This is a genomic window from Nocardiopsis exhalans (assembly GCF_024134545.1).
GTDB classification, from domain to species: Bacteria; Actinomycetota; Actinomycetes; order Streptosporangiales; family Streptosporangiaceae; genus Nocardiopsis; species Nocardiopsis exhalans.
The window spans coordinates 2,410,687-2,429,797 of the sequence record NZ_CP099837.1 but is presented as its reverse complement, the minus strand read 5'-3'; the positions used below and the strand labels follow the sequence as shown (position 1 = coordinate 2,429,797).

At 69.5% G+C, this 19,111-nt stretch carries 11 protein-coding genes; 2 read left to right on the top strand and 9 right to left on the bottom strand.

Going from position 1 to position 19,111, the window contains the following annotated elements; genetic code table 11:
• Positions 1 to 8: 8 nt before the first annotated feature.
• The 7 genes from NE857_RS10860 to ppdK form a co-directional block, all read right to left on the bottom strand.
• Positions 9 to 2,951, bottom strand: a complete 2,943-nt coding sequence (locus tag NE857_RS10860; protein ID WP_254420879.1) for an FAD-binding and (Fe-S)-binding domain-containing protein — start codon at positions 2,949 to 2,951, stop codon at positions 9 to 11.
• A gap of 106 nt (positions 2,952 to 3,057) precedes the next feature.
• Positions 3,058 to 4,383, bottom strand: coding sequence for a glycoside hydrolase family 18 protein (locus NE857_RS10855; RefSeq protein WP_254420878.1), 1,326 nt, complete (start codon positions 4,381 to 4,383; stop codon positions 3,058 to 3,060).
• Positions 4,384 to 4,564: 181 nt separating this feature from the next.
• Positions 4,565 to 5,650, bottom strand: coding sequence for an RNA polymerase sigma factor RpoD (rpoD, locus tag NE857_RS10850; protein ID WP_254420877.1), 1,086 nt, complete (start codon positions 5,648 to 5,650; stop codon positions 4,565 to 4,567).
• Between the two features lie 104 nt (positions 5,651 to 5,754).
• The gene (gene dnaG, locus NE857_RS34475; protein WP_344013172.1) at positions 5,755 to 8,574 is read right to left on the bottom strand and encodes a DNA primase; all 2,820 of its coding nucleotides are present in this window, start codon (positions 8,572 to 8,574) and stop codon (positions 5,755 to 5,757) included.
• A gap of 591 nt (positions 8,575 to 9,165) precedes the next feature.
• Entirely contained in the window at positions 9,166 to 10,467 is a 1,302-nt protein-coding gene (locus NE857_RS10835; RefSeq protein ID WP_254420876.1) for a deoxyguanosinetriphosphate triphosphohydrolase, read from the bottom strand.
• Between the two features lie 49 nt (positions 10,468 to 10,516).
• On the bottom strand, positions 10,517 to 11,641 hold the full coding sequence (locus NE857_RS10830) for an ElyC/SanA/YdcF family protein (protein ID WP_254420875.1): 1,125 nt from the start codon (positions 11,639 to 11,641) through the stop codon (positions 10,517 to 10,519).
• 351 nt (positions 11,642 to 11,992) lie between these two features.
• Positions 11,993 to 14,692: a pyruvate, phosphate dikinase gene (gene ppdK, locus NE857_RS10825; RefSeq protein ID WP_254420874.1), complete on the bottom strand. Its 2,700-nt coding sequence runs from the start codon at positions 14,690 to 14,692 to the stop codon at positions 11,993 to 11,995.
• A 444-nt stretch (positions 14,693 to 15,136) separates the two neighbouring features.
• On the opposite strand from ppdK, the gene trhA reads away from it, so the two are divergent.
• Both trhA and NE857_RS10815 read left to right on the top strand, forming a co-directional pair.
• Positions 15,137 to 15,853 (top strand): PAQR family membrane homeostasis protein TrhA, encoded by a 717-nt coding sequence (gene trhA / locus NE857_RS10820; RefSeq protein ID WP_254420873.1) that lies wholly within the window; start codon positions 15,137 to 15,139, stop codon positions 15,851 to 15,853.
• Positions 15,854 to 15,932: 79 nt separating this feature from the next.
• Positions 15,933 to 16,619 carry a TylF/MycF family methyltransferase gene (locus tag NE857_RS10815; protein ID WP_254420872.1) on the top strand — a complete coding sequence of 229 codons (687 nt, stop codon included), beginning with the start codon at positions 15,933 to 15,935 and terminating at the stop codon, positions 16,617 to 16,619.
• Between the two features lie 568 nt (positions 16,620 to 17,187).
• On the opposite strand, the gene NE857_RS10810 is transcribed toward NE857_RS10815, so the two are convergent.
• Complete coding sequence (locus NE857_RS10810) at positions 17,188 to 18,576, bottom strand: glycine--tRNA ligase (RefSeq protein ID WP_254420871.1); 1,389 nt, start codon at positions 18,574 to 18,576, stop codon at positions 17,188 to 17,190.
• Between the two features lie 212 nt (positions 18,577 to 18,788).
• On the bottom strand, positions 18,789 to 19,097 hold the full coding sequence (locus tag NE857_RS10805; RefSeq protein WP_254420870.1) for an antibiotic biosynthesis monooxygenase family protein: 309 nt from the start codon (positions 19,095 to 19,097) through the stop codon (positions 18,789 to 18,791).
• Positions 19,098 to 19,111: the final 14 nt, after the last annotated feature.

The following is a 19,111-nucleotide window of genomic DNA, read 5'->3' as shown; positions in this document are numbered from 1 at the left end:
GCGCTCCCCTACTTCCGTTTGTCCAGGCCCTGGGCGAGGACCTCGGCCAGGTGCAGGGCCTTGCGTCCCGCGCCCTGTTCGATCTGGGTGCGGCAGCTGTAGCCGTCGGCCAGGACCAGGGTGTCGGGGTCGGCGGCGCGCACCCGGGGCAGGAGTTCGCGTTCGCCGATCGCCGAGGACACCTCGTAGTGCCCCTCGGTGAAGCCGAAGTCGCCCGCCAGCCCACAGCAGCCCGAGTCCAGTACCTCGCCGTCGATCCCGGCCCTGGCGATCAGGTCCCGGTCGGCGTCGAAGCCGGTCACGGCGTGCTGGTGGCAGTGCACCTGGGCCAGCGCGGAGGCGGCCACGCGCGGCGGCTGCCAGTCCGGGGCGTACTCGTTGAGGAAGCCCGCGAAGGTGTGCACCGCGGCCGCCACCCGCTTGCTCTCCTCCCCCGGCAGCAGCTCCAGGAGGTCGTGCTTGAGCGCCGCCGTGCAGCTCGGCTCCAGGCCCACCACCGGCAGCCCCTGGGAGACCAGCGGCGCCAGGGCCGCGACCGCGCGGCGCATCACCGCGCGGGCCACGTCCAGCTGGCCGGTGGAGACCCAGGTGAGCCCGCAGCAGACCTGCCCCTTGGGCAGTACCACGGAGAAACCGGCGTCCTCCAGCACCCGCACGGCCGAGACGAGGACGTTCGGGTTGAGCAGGTTGCCGAAGGTGTCCGGCCACAGCACCACCTTGGGACCGCCATGACGGCCCTCACCCCGGTTCAGGCGGCGGCGGAAGGCATGGGTGAACGTGGTGCGGGCGAAGGCGGGCAGGTCGCGCTGGGCGGCCACACCGGCCATCTTCTTGGCCAGTGCGGACACCCCGGGCAGCCGCACCAGCCGGTTGGCCTCCACCGGGGCCAGGGCGGCCAGGCGGGCCAGCACCGGCAGCCACCCCATCGAGTAGTGCGCGGCCGGGCGCACCCGGCCCTTGTAGTGCTGGTGCAGGAACTCGGCCTTGTAGGAGGCCATGTCCACGTTGACCGGGCAGTCGCTCAGACAGCCCTTGCAGGACAGGCACAGGTCCAGGGACTCGCGGACCTCCTCCGAACGCCAGCCGTCGGTGATGACCTCGCCGTTGGCCATCTCGAACAGCAGGTGGGCGCGACCGCGGGTGGAGTGCTTCTCCTCCTGGGTCACCTGGTAGCTGGGGCACATCACGCCCGGGCCGCTCTGGCGGCGGCACTTGCCCACCCCCGAACACCGGCGCAGGGCCTTGGCGAAGTCGCCGTCGTCCTCGTTGTAGGCCAAAGTGGTCTGGGACAGCAGCGGGAGCTCGGGGCGCAGGTCGGTGGCGACCCGGATGTCGGAGTCCAGCGGCAGCGGGTCGACGATGATGCCCGGGTTCATCAGGTTGTCCGGGTCCCAGACGCGCTTGAACTCGCCGAAGGCGCGGATGATGCTCTCGGGATACATACGGCTGAGGAGTTCGGAGCGGGCCTGTCCGTCGCCGTGCTCGCCGGAGAGCGAACCCCCGTGCCGCACCACGATCTCGGCGGCCTCCTCCATGAAGGCCCGGTACGCGCGGCGGCCGCGCTCGTGGGTGAGCTCGAAGTCGATGCGCACGTGCAGGCAGCCGTCGCCGAAGTGGCCGTAGACGACCCCGTAGCGGTCGTGGCGGGCCATGAGGCCCTCGAAGTCGCGCAGGTAGTCGCCGAGGTTCTCCGGCGGCACCGCGGCGTCCTCCCAGCCGGACCACGCCTCGGCGCCGGTGGGGCTGCGGGAGGTGAGCCCGGCGCCCTCCTCGCGAATCCGCCAGAGGGCCTTCTGGTGGGCGGGGTCGGTGACCACGGCGGCGTCGCGGGGCCGGTCGGACTCGTCCAGGGAGTCGATCATGGTCTGCGCGGCGACGGCCGCCTCGTCCTCAGTCTGACCGGCGATCTCCACCAGCAGCCAGGCGCGGCCCAGCGGCAGCGGGACCCGGGATGTGGACCCGTGCCGGTCCAGTGCGGCCACGATGCGGTCGTTGAGGCCCTCGACGGTGAGCGGGGAGTGCTCCAGGAGCCCGGGGACGGCGTCGGCGGCGGCCGGGGCGTCCTCGTAGCCCAGCACCGCCAGTGCGCGGGCGGGCGGCGACTCCACCAGGCGGACGGTGGCGCCCAGCACCATGGCGCAGGTGCCCTCGGTGCCCACCAGGGCGGCGGCGACGTCGCGGCCCTTCTCCGGGAGCAGGCGGTCCAGGGCGTAGCCGGAGACGCGGCGCCGGAACTGGGGCATGGTCGTGCGCATCTCGGAGCGGTGGGTCTCCACGAGGCGGCCCAGGGCGGCGTGGACCTCCCCTTCGCGGCCGGGGCGTGCGGCCAGTTCGGCGAACTCCTCAGCGGTGTGCTCGGAGCCGACGGTGAGGCGGGTGCCGTCGGAGAGCAGCAGGTCCAGGGAGAGGACGTTGTCGGCGGTGGTGCCCCAGGCGACCGAGTGGGAGCCGCAGGCGTTGTTGCCGATCATCCCGCCGATGGTGCAGCGGCTGTGCGTGGAGGGGTCCGGGGCGAAGGTGAGCCCGTGTTCGGCGGCGGCGGCGCGCAGGTCGTCGAGGATGACCCCGGGCTGGACCGTGGCGGTGCGGGCCGCCGGGTCGATGTCGATGATGGCGCGCAGGTGGCGCGAGGTGTCGATGACCACGCCGGTGCCGACGGAGTTCCCGGCGATGGAGGTGCCGCCGCCGCGCGGGATGATCGGCACCTGGTGCGCGGCGCAGGCGCGGACGGCGGCCACGCAGTCGTCGACGGTCTCGGGGATGACCACCGCGAGCGGGACGCGGCGGTAGTTGGAGGCGTCGGAGGTGTACAGGGCGAGGGTGCCCGCGTCCAGGGCGACGGTTCCCTGGACGCCGGCTTCGAGGTCACGGCGGAGTGCGGGAAGGTCGGGGCGTGCGGAGGGGCCTGCGGGAGGGCCCGTGCGTGCGGTGCTGCTCTGCGGGTCGGCCATGCCCACAGCGTGTCGCGGGCGGTGGCGGCGTGGCAACCACGGCGCGCGGGTCCGGCGGCCGCTCCTGCCACGTGCCCGTGCGGACGGCCACTACACATCCTCACAGTCAGTCCAGGGACTCGTGCATGGTGCGGACCAGGTCGCCGTCGGGGTCCATGTCCAGGTTCCAGACCATCATCCCGGCCAGGTCGTGGTCCTGCACGTACTGGCCCTTGAGCTCGATCACGTCCGGGTTGTCGTAGGTCCACCACTCGTCGCCGTCGTAGACCCAGTAGGATCCGGAGTCCTCGTCCAGGAAGCGGCGGCCGTCCATCTCCTCCAGCTGGTCGAAGGGGCGGGTGGGGCCGTCGTAGTCGTCGTCGGCCGGGCCGGAGGCTTCCTGGTAGCGACCCCCGTCCTGGGCGGGCACGCCCTGCCAGCCGCGTCCGAAGGCCGGGATGCCCATCACGATCTGATCCGGGCTGGCGCCCAGGTCCAGGTAGCGCTGGATGGCCGCGTCCACGCTGTTGGCGTCCTCGTTGTAGTCGGGGACGTAGAGGTTGGAGTGGTGGGTGGTGCGTTCGTTCCAGGGCCCGGCGAAGTCGTAGCCCTGCACGGTGGCGAAGTCGACGTACTCGAAGAGCTCCGCCTCGAAGGCCTCGGTGTGCGCCGCTCCCCCGGGCAGGGAGACGGACAGGAGGTAGTCGTCCCCGGTCTCGCGGGACAGCTCGTCCATCTGGCGGCGGAACTCGGCGACCAGCAGGGTGAAGTTGCGCGCGTCGTCGGGGTGCTCCACGTTGTCGGGGTTGCCCTGCCCGCCCGGCCACTCCCAGTCCAGGTCGATGCCGTCGAAGACCCCGGCGGCCACGCCCTCGCCGCCCTGGGGCTCGCCCCCGCGCACCGGGAGGTTGCCGCGCAGCCACAGGTCCAGGCAGGAGGTCACGAAGGCCTCCCGGGACTCCTCGGTGCGGGCCGCGGTGGAGAAGTTCACCGACCAGTTCCAGCCGCCCAGGGACAGGCTCGCGCCCAGGTCCGGGTACTCGGCGCGGAGCTGGCGCAGCTGGTTGAGGCCACCCGCCAGTTCCTGCTCGTACTCGTCGGCCTCGCCGCTGACGCTCTCGTCCTCGCCGTAGCGGCGCTGGTACAGCTCCCAGGGCTGGTCGTGGCTGTCCTCGGGGATGAAGCACAGACCGTCGCGGTCGATGTTGCCGAAGGCCCACATGAGTCTGGTGAGGTGCTCGGGGGCTCCGCTGTTGCGCAGCTCGTTGACGGTGTAGCCGCGGTTGGCCACGTTCCAGTCGGCGAAGTACCCGATCCGCTCGGGTTCGCGTTGGTTCATGAGCACGAGGGTTCCCACGAGTAGTGCTACTGCGACGGCGGCCGCGCCCAGTACCAGCAGCGGACGCCGTCCGACGGGCGTCCTGGACGTGGGCGGGGTCGGAATGGCGTTCACACCTCGAAGGTAGGGGCACGGCGGCACCGGGGCGGGATGTTCGTCCCATGTCGGCCAGATCAGGCCGTTCCGGGACGTGCGGGAACCCGCGCGCCGCCCCACACGTTGTAGGCGCGGTCACACATGAGACCCGGGCGGTTCAGCTCCGGTGTTCGGGGCCCTCAGCCACCGCTGTCCACCTCTAGCCGCTGCGCAGGAAGTCCTTCAGGGTGCCCGCCCGCGAGGGGTGGCGGAGCTTGGCGAGGGTCTTGGCCTCGATCTGCCGGATCCGCTCACGCGTGACCCCGAACTCCCTTCCCACCTCCTCCAGGGTGCGCGGATGGCCGTCGGCCAGGCCGAAGCGCAGCCGGATGATGCGCTGCTCGCGTTCGGAGAGGTCCCCCAGGAGCACCCGCAGCTGTTCCTGGAGCAGGGTGAAGGCGGCCGCCTCCACCGGGATCACCGCGTCGGAGTCCTCGATGAAGTCTCCGAAGTCGGACTCCTCGTCGCCGATGGGCGCCTGAAGGGAGACGGGTTCGCGGGCGATGCGCTGGATCTCCAGGACCCGGTCCCCGCCGAAGCCCGCGGCGGAGGAGATCTCCGCGACGCTGGGTTCGCGGCCGAGCTGCTGGTGGAGCTGGTGTTGGACCCGCACGAGCTTGTTGATGGTCTCGACCATGTGCACCGGGATACGGATGGTGCGGGCCTGGTCGGCGATGGCCCGGGTGATGGCCTGGCGGATCCACCAGGTGGCGTACGTGGAGAACTTGAAGCCCTTGGTGTAGTCGAACTTCTCCACCGCGCGGATCAGACCGAGGTTGCCCTCCTGGATCAGGTCCAGGAAGAGCAGCCCGCGCCCCATGTAGCGCTTGGCGATGGACACGACCAGGCGCAGGTTGGACTCGATCAGGCGCCGTTTGGCGCGTCGGCCCTCCTCCACGAGGTCGGCCAGCTCCTCGGCGGTGCAGTACCCCGGTTCGGGTTCGCGGCGCTGCGCGCACAGACCCGCCTCGATGGCCTTGGCCAGGTCCACCTCCTCCCGCGCGGTCAGGAGCGGGACCCGGCCGATCTCGCGCAGGTACATGCGGACCAGGTCGGAGCCGGTGCGGCGGCCCGGGTCGACGACGGGGGCCGCCTCCTCGGGTTCGGCCACCTCGACCCCGACACGGGCCAGGTCCGTGATGGTCTGGTCCAGGGAGTCGGGGGGCGCGTCCAGGCGTTCCAAAGCCGACGCGACCTCCCCACGACTCATCGTTCCCCGGCCAGAGTCGGGTAGTAGTCGGACCACCTGACGAATAGGTGGTATTTCGCTGGTAACAACGGTGGGAGCCACCACTACATTGTGCCCGCACCCCTAGCCCAATAGGGAGATCTATTATTGTCACCCCCGTGCTACATACCCCCGGAGTCGGACTCCTGCAATGCTCGTTTCTGCTGGCCAAGCTGCATGAGCTCGACGAAGATCCGGTTGTACTCCTCCGGCTGAGCCGCCTGGTCAATCCGGTGCAGCTCGGATTTGAGGTTTGACTCGCGCCGGTTGATGGAATGAGTTCTAATTGTGTCCAGCATTTGCTGGGCGAAATGCTCGTCGAGTTCTCCATAGAACTCGATCGCCTCTACACCCAGGCGTGTGACGAAATCGCGCTGAACATCATTCGGCGCGGCGTCACGAAGGGTGAGCGCCCAGCTTTCCGGGTCGGTCACGCCCGCGATCCCGCCCTGTTCCCGGATGAGCTGGAGGACGGCCCTGTGCTGGGGGACGGTGAAGTCCTCGTCGGTGAGGGTGTCGAAGCCCCGGGCCAGGTTCGGGTGCTTGACCGCGACCTTGAGCGCCTGCCGCTCCCGCTGCACCGAGGGGTCACGCAGGTCGTAGGGGGCGCTCTGGGCGTCGGGGGTGGGCACCGGCGGCGCCTGCGGTCCGGGCCGGCCCGAGCCCTTGCCACGGCCCATGTGCTGGCGTACCCGTCGCAGCACGAAGGACTCGTCCATGAGCCCGAGCCAGCGGTCCAGGTTCTTACCGTAGGTGAGTCGGACTCCCTCGTCCCGGATACTGGCCACCACGGGGGCCGCCGCGTCCAGGGCGGCGATGCGCCCCTCGGCGCTGGACAGGTCGTAGCCCTCGACGATGTTGCGGATCATGAACTCGTACAGCGGACTGGCCCCGTCCACGAGATCGGCCACCGCCTGCGGGCCGTGTTGGAGCCGCAGGTCACAGGGGTCGAGCCCGTCCGGCTGGACCGCCACGAAGGTCTCCGAGGTGAACCCGTGCTCCTCGGCGAAGGCGCGCACGGCGGCCTTCTGCCCGGCTTTGTCGCCGTCGAAGGTGAACACGACCTTGCTGCCGTGGTTGGAGCGGCCCAGCAGCATCCTGCGCAGGATCTTGAGGTGGTCCTCACCGAACGAGGTGCCGCAGGTGGCGACCGCCGTGGTCACCCCGGCCTCGTGGCAGGCCATGACGTCGGTGTAGCCCTCGACGATGACCGCCTTGCTCTGCCGGGAGATCTCCCGCTTGGCCAGGTCCAGCCCGTACAGCAGACGCCCCTTGTGGAAGATGGGGCTCTCGGGGGAGTTGAGGTACTTGGGCCCGTCCTCCTCGGCGGCCAGCTTGCGCGCACCGAACCCGACCACTTCCCCGGTGACCTCGCGCACCGGCCACAGCAGCCGGTTCCGGAACCGGTCGTAGGCCCCGCGCCGCCCCTGACTGGCCAGTCCGCCCTCGATGATCTCGGCGTCGGTGAAACCCTTGGTACGCAAGTGATCCGTGAGGTTCTGCCAGCCAGCGGGCGCGAAGCCCAGCCCGAACTGCTCGGCGTGCACCCGGTTGAACCCCCGCTCCGCCAGGAACCGCCGCCCGATGACCGCCTCGGCTGACAGCAGCTGCTCGGAGTAGAACTGGGCGGCCGCCTTGTGCGCGTCCAGCAATCTCTGCCGCTTGCCCTCGTCCCTCCGGGAGGTACTGCGCCCGCCCTCCTCGTAGCGGAGCACGATCCCGGTCTGCCGCGCCAGCGACTCGACCGCGTCGGTGAAACTGAGGCTGTCGATCTGCTGCACGAACGAGATGACGTCCCCGCCCTCTCCGCAGCCGAAGCAGTTCCCGGTGAGGATGTTGTCCTCGAGGACGAAGGCGTGCCCCTCGTCCACGACGGCGCAGAAGACCTCTTCACAGCGGTCGGTCTCCTCGACCGAGCGCACGGTCCAGCCCCGGCTGGCGAACTTCTTCTCAGCCCCGGTGAAGCGCGTCCGGTGCTCGTCGTGGAGGAAGAACTCCTCGGTCAGGTCTTCGTTGACGAAGTGCACCCGCAAGAGCGAGGAGGGCTCACGCCCGGGGAAGCCCTCACGTACCTGTTCGGTGATCCCGTAGGTGCCGATCCCGAGCCGGGTCGCGACCATGCGGACATGCTCCAGAACGGAGCGGTCGGCGCAGTCGAGCAGGACCGTTCCGTCCTTGGAGACATGTCCGTCCGCGGCGAGGTACCCGGCGAGCCATCCATAGAGGTAGGAATGGGACTCGTCCAGGGGCGGCAGGTCCTTGAAGAAGCCGGGCAGGTGGTGAACAAGGATCTGACGGCCACGTTGGCTGGTCTCACTGTTGGGGAACCACTTGAGTAGCCCGGGGTCCTTCTCGATGTCCAACTCCACCGTGCTGCCACGCCCCAGGCGAGTGCCGTCACCGAAGGTGATGCCGTGCGCGACCCCGAACGGTGAGGGCGTGGTCCCGGTGACCTTCCTGGGCGGGAAGACGTAGGCGAGGCGGTGGTCAGGGCGCAGCTCCTCGGTGGTGACCTCGCGCACCTGCGAGCGGTCCTTGCCCGCCTGGACGAACCAACGGTGCTCGGGGGTGGCGTGGATCTCCTTGCGCTGGCCGTTCCGGCTCAGGGTCAGCCGCATCAGCCGCTGCACGCCGAAGGAGTAGAAGGGCGCCTCCACCCAGGTGGCGCTCTTCGTGAGGATCGTGTGTCTGCCCCCGGCCAGTTCGCGGATAGGCCTGACCCCGTCCCGGGTCAGTACCCGCGTCTCGCCCGCCAAGCAGTACCAGAGGTTCTTGGCGGGGGTGACGTTGAAGGAGGGGGACTTCTCGTCGTGGAAGGGGCAGAGCCCCTTGAGCGAGCCTCCGCCGGCGTTGCGCAGTTGGAGGTACTCGCCGATCACGTCAGCGATGGGGGTGCGCTCGCGTACGAGGGCGATGTCTTCGTCTTTGATCCGGCCTGCCACGGTTTCCAGCCTAGTTCGCTCCGGGGACCTTCCGGCCACGGGTCCACAGGCCGGGCTCTCCCGTCGCGCCATCTGCCGGACATCCGGGCGCCGCCTGAGGGCTGGGCCCGGGTACCACCGTGGAGGATCATTTCCTTCCCCAGGAAGTCCCTTCCGGTGCGAGACCGTACACCTGCTCACGGGCCCGGCCGAAGATGGGTCCTACCGCCCGGTGTGAGCCAGCCCCTGGCCCTGGTGCCGGGCGGGTCTTCGACGCCCGGCAGATGGAGCCGGAACGGATCTTCCGGGGGATCCGCGGCTACCGGTGGGCCAGCGAGCGCCTAACGAAGACGGCGCGCGGGCTGCGGCCCGGTGCTTCGGCGCACGCGCGGGCGGACCGGGAGGAGTAGGGAGGTGGCTGCCCTGCCCTTCTCCGGGTTCGCCTCCGCCTCTTCCAGATCTTCTGGCTCGGCCAGGAGCAGGCGGACCGCGGCCTCGCCGACCTCGGCGGGGTCCGCACCGGCACGGGGCCCGTCACGACCGGTAAGCGCCGCCGGTTTCGGAACTTTCCCTATGTTCCGAGTCCTGCCGTCCCGGGCCCTGCTGTATCGGTCAGCGCACGAGCTGGGCGTGCAGCGCGGTGGCCGAGGTGTCGGTGAGGGAGGCGACCTGGTCGACGATGACACGCAGGGCCGCGGCGTCGTTGGGCGCGTTCTCGAAGGAGTCGCGGAACTGCGGGTCGAGGGCGCCGGGGGCACCGAGCCGCAGGGCGCCGACCAGTTCGGTGATGGTGCGGCGTTCCTCGGCCTGGTAGATCCGGGCCTCTTCGCGGGACATGACGAAGTGCGCGGCCACCGCCTTGAGCAGGGCACACTCCAGGAGGGCGCGGCGGGGCAGGACGAGGTCGGCGCGGTAGCGGGTGAGGCGGCCGGGGCCGTGGGCCTTGCGGGTGGCGCGTTCGGCGGCCCGGCAGAAGCGGCCGATGAGTTCGCTGGTGAGGTTCTTGAGGGCGGCCAGGGAGGCGAGGTCGCCGGTGAACTCGCTGGGCCAGACGGGCTCGGCCAGCAGTTCGGTGAACACCTCGTCGAGTTCGGCCTCGTCGGCGTCGCAGTAGCGGGCGGCGGCGATGCGGCAGACCTCGGCGCGCTGGCCGGGGTCGCGCAGGGCGGCCATGCTGACCAGTCCGGCGTGTAGGGCGTCCTCGACGTCGTGCACGGAGTAGGCGACGTCGTCGGCCCAGTCCATGACCTGCGCCTCGAAGCAGGTGCGCCCGGCGGGCGCGCCCTCGCGCAGCCAGGCGAAGGCCTCGGAGTCGTCGGGGTAGCAGTTGAACTTGTGGGTGTCGCCGCCCTCGCCGCGACGCCAGGGGTACTTGACGGTGGCGTCCAGGGTGGCACGGGTGAGGTTGAGCCCGGCGCTGCGACCGTCGGGGTCGATGACCTTGCCCTCCAGCCGGATGAGCAGGCGCAGGCTCTGGGCGTTGCCCTCGAACCCGCCGCAGGCAGCGGCGGCCTCGTCCAGCGCGCGTTCGCCGTTGTGGCCGAAGGGCGGGTGGCCGAGGTCGTGGGACAGGCAGGCGGCCTCGACGAGGTCGGGGTCGCAGCCCAGGGCCTGGCCGAGTTCGCGACCGATCTGGGCGCACTCCAGGGAGTGGGTGAGCCGGGTGCGCGGGAAGTCGCTCACCCCGGGTTGGACGACCTGGGTCTTGGCGGAGAGCCGGCGCAGGGCGGAGCTGTGCAGGACGCGGGCGCGGTCCCGTTCGAAGGGTCCGCGTCTGCGGCTCTTGCGTGACTCCTGGTGCAGGCGTTCGGTGTCCCGCGCGGTGTAGGCCGACACGGTGTTCTCGGGCCGTGCGGTGTTTTCGGAACGCACGGTGTTCTCGGTGCGCACGGGTTCGCCGGGGGTGGTCGTCATGGCCCCGAGCCTACTTCCCGACTGTGACAGAACGCGTCATTGGCCCTGGTCAGGCCGCGTTGACGCGGATGTCGCTGCTGTCGTTGAAAATCCAGTAGTACCAGAGAGAGGCGGTTTCCCTGGTGATGTACCACAGCTGGGTGCGGCGTTCGATGACGGCCGGGCCGGAGCGTGAGGGTGAGGTGCCCGCCTCGATGCCGTGGTCGGCGGCCATGACCTTGGAACGCAGGCTGTGCCAGGGGTCGGAGACGAGGATGGCGGTCTCCCACTCGTTGACGGTGAAGACCTCCTCCATCGCCTGGAAGCTCTGGAGGGTGTCGCTGCCCTCCTCCACCGCGATGACCTGTTCGGCGGGGATGCCCACCTCCACGAGCCAGTTCCGGCCCGCGGCGGCCTCGGTGTAGGCGTCGTCGGGCTGTTTCCCGCCGACGGTGACGATGTAGGGCGCCACACCGTCCAGGTAGAGGACCTGGGCCTGGCGCAGGCGGGCCTCGAAGACGGGTGAGGGAACACCGTTGTACTGGCTGGCGCCGAGCACGATGATGGCGTCGGAGGCGGTGCGGTCGTCCTGGCGGGCGGTGTACCAGACCCAACCCCAGGTGCCGGGCGGGATGGCGAGGGCTGTGACCAGGATCAGGGCGATGATCCAGCGCACACGGAAGCGGCGTCGCTTGCGTCGCTTGGGCTGGTGGGGCCGGGGCTCGCGGGGCGGGACGGAGCGGCGGTCGCGATGTCGGCGGGGTTCGTCCGCCCGCGGTTCCTCCCACGGCTGGTCACCCGCCGGGGCCGCGTCACCCTGCTCGTCCGAACCGCGGCCGACCGGATCCGCGTCACCCCGCGCCTCCCGGGACAGGGGGCGGTCCCCCTGGGCGCGCGGCAGCGGCCGGTCCCGGACGAACCTGCGGGTGAACGCGTTGTTCTCGTCGCCCGCCTCGGAGCGGTTGAACTCGCGGGTGTCCCCTGCGCCGTCGTCGCCGGTGAACACCTGGGTGGCACCGCCATCGGCCGGGGCCTGGGGCGCCCTGGAGAACTCCCGCGTGGCCTCGGCGGCCGGGGCGGATCCGGAGAACCCGTCACGGGAGAAGACCTGGGTGGCCTCGTTGTCAGCGGAGACCGGAGTTGTGGTGGGGTCCTCCCACGGCTCTTCGCCGCGACCGTCGCTGGCCGTTCGCACCGGCTCACCTCCGCTTGGTTTGATCTGGACACGGTACGCCCACTGGGACGCCCGGTGTCCACCGCTGGTTCGCGGGCATCCCCGGCTGGCGAAGGGGAGTGGACGTGGGGTAGGTGGCCGAACGTGCCCGAGCTCCCGCCGGTGGGATGGCGGATTCAGACATCGTGTATGAGCAGCGTACCGAGGGCCAGAATATATCACGAAAAGGTCACAGCCGACTTTCCGGTCGACCTCCGCCGTGATGCCCGATTCTAGTCGCCCCGAACCCGTGAAGCGCCCGTGGCGGCGCGCCTGTCGCAGGCGCGCCGCCACGTCGGCCCGGTTCGGCTCAGATCCGGCCTCGGGTCAGGATCAGCCCTGGGCGGAGCGCCCTGCGGCCCGGCCCGCCTCCAGGCGGGCCACGGGTACCCGGAAGGGCGAGCAGGAGACGTAGTCCAGGCCCACCTTGTGGAAGAAGTGCACCGAGGCCGGGTCACCGCCGTGCTCGCCGCACACACCGAGCTTGATACCCGGACGAGCGGCGCGGCCCTCCTCCACCGCGATGCGGATCAGGCGGCCGACGCCGTCCACGTCCAGGGACTCGAACGGCGACACCCCGAAGACACCCTTCTCCAGGTAGGCGGAGAAGAAGGAGGCCTCCACGTCGTCGCGGGAGAAGCCCCACACGGTCTGGGTGAGGTCGTTGGTGCCGAAGGAGAAGAACTCGGCGTTCTCCGCGATCTGCCCGGCGGTGAGCGCGGCCCTGGGCAACTCGATCATGGTGCCGACCGGGAAGTCCAGCTCCAGGCCGTTCTCCTCGCCCACCTCGCGCAGCACGCGCTGGGCGTCGTCGCGGATGATCTCCAGCTCCTGGACGGTACCGACCAGCGGAATCATGATCTCCGGACGGGGGCGGCCGCCCTCCTTGATCCGGTCCACCGCGGCCTGGGCGATGGCGCGGACCTGCATGGTGAACAGGCCGGGCACGACCAGGCCCAGGCGCACGCCGCGCAGGCCCAGCATCGGGTTCTGCTCGTGGAGCTTGTGTACGGCCTGCAGGACGCGCAGGTCGTTCTCGTGGCTCTCGCCGCGGGCCTCGGCCACCGCCACGCGCACCGACAACTCGGTGATGTCGGGCAGGAACTCGTGCAGCGGCGGGTCGAGCAGGCGGACGGTGACGGGCAGGCCGTCCATGGCGTCGAGGATGCCGTTGAAGTCCGCGCGCTGGAGCGGCAGCAGGGCGTCCAGGGACTCCTGCTGCTCGTCGGGGGTGTCGGCCAGGATGAGGCGCTCGACCAGCTGGCGGCGGTCGCCGAGGAACATGTGCTCGGTGCGGCACAGGCCGATGCCCTGGGCGCCCATGCGGCGGGCGCGGGCCGCGTCCTCGGGGGTGTCGGCGTTGGCGCGCACGTACATGCGGCGGGCGGCGTCCACGTAGTGCATGAGCCGGTCCACCGAACGCACGAGGTCGTCGGCCTGGTCGGAGGCGGGGTCGATCTCGCCCTCGAAGTAGCGGACCACCGGGGAGTCCACGACCGGCACCTCGCCGAGGTAGACCTGGCCGCTGGTGCCGTCGATGGCGATGACGTCGCCCTCCTCGATCACCTCGCCGCCCGGCGCCGTCATACGCCGGTTCTTGGTGTCGATGTCGAGCTCCTCCGCACCGCAGACGCAGGTCTTGCCCATGCCGCGGGCGACGACGGCCGCGTGCGAGGTCTTGCCGCCGCGGCTGGTGAGGATGCCCTCGGCGGCGATCATGCCCTCGAGGTCGTCGGGGTTGGTCTCGCGGCGGCAGAGGATGACCTTCTCGCCGCTGCGCGACCACTTGACGGCGGTGTAGGAGTCGAAGACGGCCTTGCCGACCGCGGCGCCGGGCGAGGCGTTCATGCCGCGGCCCAGGCGGTGGACGCCGTCCCCGGCGGCGGCGACGTCGTCGAAGCGCGGGAACATCAGCTGGGCGAGCTGGTCGCCGGTGACGCGCTGGACCGCCTCGTCGAGGGTGATCATGCCCTGGTCGACGAGCTGGTCGGCGATACGGAAGGCGGCCGCGGCGGTGCGCTTGCCCACCCGGGTCTGCAGCATCCACAGTTTGCCGCGCTCGATGGTGAACTCGATGTCGCACAGGTCGCGGTAGTGGTTCTCGAGCGTGTCCATGATGCCCATGAGCTGCTCGTAGCTGCGGGCGTCGATCTTCTCCAGGTCCGCGAGGGGAACGGTGTTGCGGATGCCCGCCACCACGTCCTCGCCCTGCGCGTTCTGGAGGTAGTCGCCGTAGACACCGGGCTGGCCGGAGGCGGGGTCGCGGGTGAAGGCGACGCCGGTGCCCGAATCCATGCCGAGGTTGCCGAAGACCATGGAGCAGATGTTGACGGCGGTGCCCAGATCGGCGGGGATGCGCTCCTGGCGGCGGTAGAGCACGGCGCGGGGCGCGTTCCAGGAGTCGAAGACCGCCTGGACGGCGAGCGTCATCTGCTCGCGCGGGTCGGTCGGGAAGGGCTTGCCGGTCTGCTCGGCGACGATCTCCTTGAACCGGGCCACGAGCTGACGGAAGTCGTCGGCGTCCAGGTCCAGATCGTTGGTGATGCCCTTGGCGGCCTTGAGCTCGTCGATGACGTCCTCGAAGAGCTCGCCGTCGATGTCCTGCACGGTCTTGCCGAACATCTGGATGAGGCGCCGGTAGGAGTCCCAGGCGAAGCGCTCGTCGCCGCCCTGGGTGGCCAGGCCGACGACGGACTCGTCGTTGAGGCCGATGTTGAGGACGGTCTCCATCATGCCGGGCATGGAGAATCTGGCACCCGAACGTACGCTCACCAGGAGCGGATCATCGGGCTGGCCGAGCCTGCGCCCCATGGACTTCTCGAGTTCCTTGAGGTTGGCCTCGATCTCGGCGTCCAGGCCCGCGGGAACGGCACCGCTCTCCAGGTAGTGACGGCACGCCTCGGTAGTGATGGTGAAGCCGGGGGGAACCGGGAGACCGATGTTGGTCATCTCGGCGAGGTTGGCCCCCTTGCCACCGAGCAGATCCTTCAGGTCCTTGTTGCCCTCGGTGAACTTGTAGACGTACTTGGTCACGGGGGTGCTCCCTCGTTCTCTCTCGGCGACTCGGCGTCGGGTCGGCCAGCTGTTGGGCGCGACTCTATCCACACTCCGCAAAAGTAACCCTCCATGAACCACCGTTTTACGGCATAACACCTGTTCACAGGCGTTAAAAAGGTCTATACCAATGGTCCAGCTTGGGCACACGTGTCCCCACGAGCCAAAACGGCACAGGGGCAGCGATGCGACAGGCGACACCGCTGGTCACGGGCGCTTGACCGCAACCTAACAGTAGGTCAAGAGCGAACAGTGCCGACCAAAACCAGGAACACAACCACTCCCCCGCCACACAGGCCTCCCAGCAAGCGACTGTGCGGCGCGACACAGCATTACCAGTAAGTAACCTACGCATCCGTAAGTTAGGCTTTGCGGTGTGGCCCGCCACCGAGCGGGGTTCACTGGATCAAAGGGGTGCGAAGGGTGTCGAAGGACCGGGAAACAGGGAACGCGGAGGCCTCCGTCCCCGAACGGGCCGCCGCTGCCGCCGGAGATCTTCTGGAGTCCGTCAAACCCCGCCTCCGCGGCTGGCTGCACCTGGGCACCGCCCCGATCGCCCTGGCCGCGGGCATCGTCCTGGTGGTGCTCTCCCCCACCGTGCCCGCCATGATCGCCAGCGCGGTGTACGCCCTCAGCTCGGTGATGCTGTTCAGCACCTCGGCCGTCTACCACGTGGGCCGCTGGTCCCCGCGCGCACAGAAAGTCCTGCGCCGTATGGACCACTCGAACATCTACCTGATCATCGCGGGCACCTACACGCCGTTCATCGTGCTCGTCCTGGAGGGCACCCTGCGCACGGCCATGCTCGCGCTGGTCTGGGGCGGGGCCATCGCCGGGGTGGCGTTCAAGCTCCTGTGGCTGAACTCCCCGCGCTGGCTGTCCACCGCCCTCTACCTGGCCATCGGCTGGGTCGCGGTGCTGTTCATCCCGGACCTGGTCGAGGGCACCCACCCGGCCGCCTGGATCCTCATCCTCGTGGGCGGCGTGCTCTACAGCGTCGGCGCCGTGGTCTACGGCCTCAAACGACCCGACCCCGCCCCGCGCTGGTTCGGCTTCCACGAGATCTTCCATTCACTGACCATCGCGGCGTTCGTCTGCCACTACATCGCGGTGTCGTTCGTGGTCTACACGGCGGCCTGACCAGGCCGAACGGGACGGAAGCATCCCGAGCGCAGAAACGCCCTCCCCCTTCGGGTCGGGCCCGGACACCCATCGGCCAGTGGTGTTACAGCCGACCAGCCCGCGTCGTACCATCGCTGAAGTCACTGTCGCGGCCGGAACGGCCCAGGACCGCAACCCCCGCGGTCTCCTGCGCGCTGTCCTCGCCTCCCTGGCCAGAGCAGGCCAATCAGCTCTGCTCCTCCAAGAGGCGGAAGCAAAGTGCCCCGAGCGGACTTCATCCGGCCAGCCCTGGCCAGGAGCCGACCGCCCCATAACCAATGGGCAGACAACAGACAAAGGACGGCAAGGAACCCGTGTCCCCCGTTTCGCACGAACTCTGGCGCCTGTCGCACTCACTCTTCTCGCCCTGGCCCCAACAGGCGCAGCCGTCAACACCATCGGCTGGACCGAGGCGCACGTCATCGACAAGGACGTCTTCACACAGATACCCCACGGCAACGACGCCGAGCACTGGCCCTGGACCAACGAACTCACCAAGGTCTACTGCGCCGTCGACTCCATCGGCATCCGCTTCGCCGGACCACCACACACCACGTTCCTACTGCACCGGACCGACGGTGAGGTCTACCCCTCCTACTGGCAGGCAATGGAACCAGGTTACGAACGACTCCCCGGAACGGGGCAGGACGAAGGCGGTTACGTTCCGACCGACGCCTACCTCGCCACTGCAATCGAACAGTGCGGCCAGGTCTTCACCGGAAACGAGGCGCCAGCAGACAGCTAGGTACTACCGCGCCCTGGCAAACAGTTCCCGTACCGGTCCGCGCATGGGGATTCTCCATCGGGCCGAGGGCGGGGCCGGACACCTCACCCGAGTTCCAGGCCCGGCTGTGTGCGAAAGGGTGCGGTTCCCCTTTCACCGAGGCCTCGTTTCGATGCCCGCTCGTCCACCACGTGGACGTTGAGAGCTGTAGCCGGGAACCCGCCCCCGGCAACCGCACAGTCGATGTCGTCACGATTTACTCACGCGGCAGGACAGGGAGGGCGAAACTCCCCCACATCGCCTCAGGCCTGACGCTAGGTTGAGAAAGGGTTCCCTGCCGTGTGCGGCGGGGAACCCGAAGAGGCGGTCGGAAACCACATCCCCCCGGGTCCGGCCGCCTCGCCACGTCGCCACGTCGACCACCCATCCCGCGATCCCGTACAGCTTGCCACGGATGGTGATCGGGGCCCCAACCCTTGGGCGCCTCACACACCAACCCAGCGCACGAGCGAGTACACGAAAAGGCCGCCCGCCCCCTCACGGGGACAGGCGGCCGATCACACTGCGTGCCCTGGCCGGGGTTCCACGGCTAGCAGCCGGGGAGGCGCTCCAACAGGTACATCTCGACGCGGTCCAGGGACACGCGCTCCTGCGACATGGTGTCGCGCTCGCGCACGGTCACCGCGTTGTCCTCAAGCGTGTCGAAGTCCACCGTCACGCAGAACGGCGTACCGATCTCGTCCTGGCGGCGGTAGCGGCGGCCGATCGCGCCGGCGTCGTCGAACTCCACGTTCCAGCGCTTGCGCAGCAGGGCGGCGAGGTCGCGGGCCTTGGGCGAGAGGTCGGTGTTGCGCGACAGCGGCAGGACGGCGGCCTTGACCGGGGACAGGCGCGGGTCCAGGCGCATCACGGCGCGCTTCTCCAGCTTGCCCTTGGCGTTGGGCGCCTCGTCGACGTTGTACGCGTCCAGCATGAACGTGAGCACCGCCCGGTCGACACCGGCCGCGGGCTCGATGACGTACGGGATGTAGCGCTCGTTGTTCTCCTGGTCGAAGTACGACAGGTCGACGCCCGACGCCTCGGCGTGCGTGCGGAGGTCGAAGTCGGTGCGGTTGGCCACACCCTCGAGCTCACCCCACTCGCTGCCCTGGAAGCCGAAGCGGTACTCCAGGTCCACGGTCCGCTTGGAGTAGTGGGACAGCTTGTCCTGCGGGTGCTCGTACACGCGCAGGTTGTCCTTGGCGATGCCCAGGTCCAGGTACCACTGGTGGCGCTGGTCGATCCAGTACTGGTGCCATTCCTCATCGGTACCGGGCTTGCAGAAGAACTCCATCTCCATCTGCTCGAACTCGCGGGTCCGGAAGATGAAGTTGCCCGGGGTGATCTCGTTACGGAACGACTTGCCGATCTGGCCGATACCGAAGGGAACCTTGCGGCGGGCGCTCTGCTCGACGTTCTTGTAGTTGATGAAGATGCCCTGCGCCGTCTCCGGACGCAGGTAGGCGAGGCCCTTCTCGTCCTGGACCGGGCCCAGGTAGGTGCGCAGAAGGCCGTTGAACATGCGCGGCTCGGTGAAGGAGGCCTTGGAACCGCAGTTGGGGCAGGCGATAGCCGCCAGGCCCTCCTCCGGCTCCTTGCCGTGCTTCTCCGCGTAGGCCTCGATGAGGTGGTCCGCACGGAAGCGCTTGTGGCAGGACTGGCACTCGGTGAGCGGGTCCACGAACTCCTTGACGTGGCCGGAGGCCTCCCAGACCTCGCGGGCCAGGATCACGCTGGAGTCCAGGCCGACGATGTCGTCCCGCTCCTGCACCATCGAACGCCACCACTGACGCTTGACGTTGTTCTTCAGCTCCACGCCAAGGGGGCCGTAGTCCCAGGCGGCGCGCAGACCTCCGTAGATCTCACTGGAGGGGTAGACCAGACCTCGGCGTTTGGCGAGGTTGACCAGTGCGTCCATTGCCTCTGACTTGGCGGCCATGGGGTGACTCTCCATCCGGCTGGCGGTCGGTGGATCGCTGTTCGCGATACATCGTCGGGTCTGTTGGGAAGCGGTCCGCACGCGGAGCCACGGATGTGGCGCACCGGGCGACCGCTTCCCACCAGGCTAGAGCAATCCGGAGGCGGGCGCGCACTCCTTGTTCGCAGCCGGAGTCCGCCCGAGCACGCGGAGTACGCACCGCGGAGCCGGCGTCAGGAGGGAGCGTCTGCGCTGGTGTCACCGCTGGCGAGGATCTCGAACGCGGTGGGCTCGTCGATGGCCCGGGAGAGCAGCGGCACCGCGGTGACCTTGACGTCGAAGTTCGACAGGGCCCGTCGGTAGTAGCCGGCGCCGTCCCATTCGGTGACCACGGTCCACAGCGTGGGTTCGTCGGCGGCGCGTCCGATGCGGTGGCATCGGAAGCCCGGACGCTGGGAGAGGACCTCCACTGCGGCGTCGGCGTCGGTTCGGAAGGCCTCGGTATCGGCCTCGGGCACGGAGTATCGGGTGATGACGATCACGGGACCATTCTGGC

Coding starts and splice junctions, on each gene's coding strand:
- NE857_RS10860 (WP_254420879.1), bottom strand. CDS start 2,951: ATGGCCGACCCGCAGAGCAGCACCGCACGCACGGGCCCTCCCGCAGGC.
- NE857_RS10835 (WP_254420876.1), bottom strand. CDS start 10,467: ATGACGACCACCCCCGGCGAACCCGTGCGCACCGAGAACACCGTGCGT.
- NE857_RS10810 (WP_254420871.1), bottom strand. CDS start 18,576: ATGGCCGCCAAGTCAGAGGCAATGGACGCACTGGTCAACCTCGCCAAA.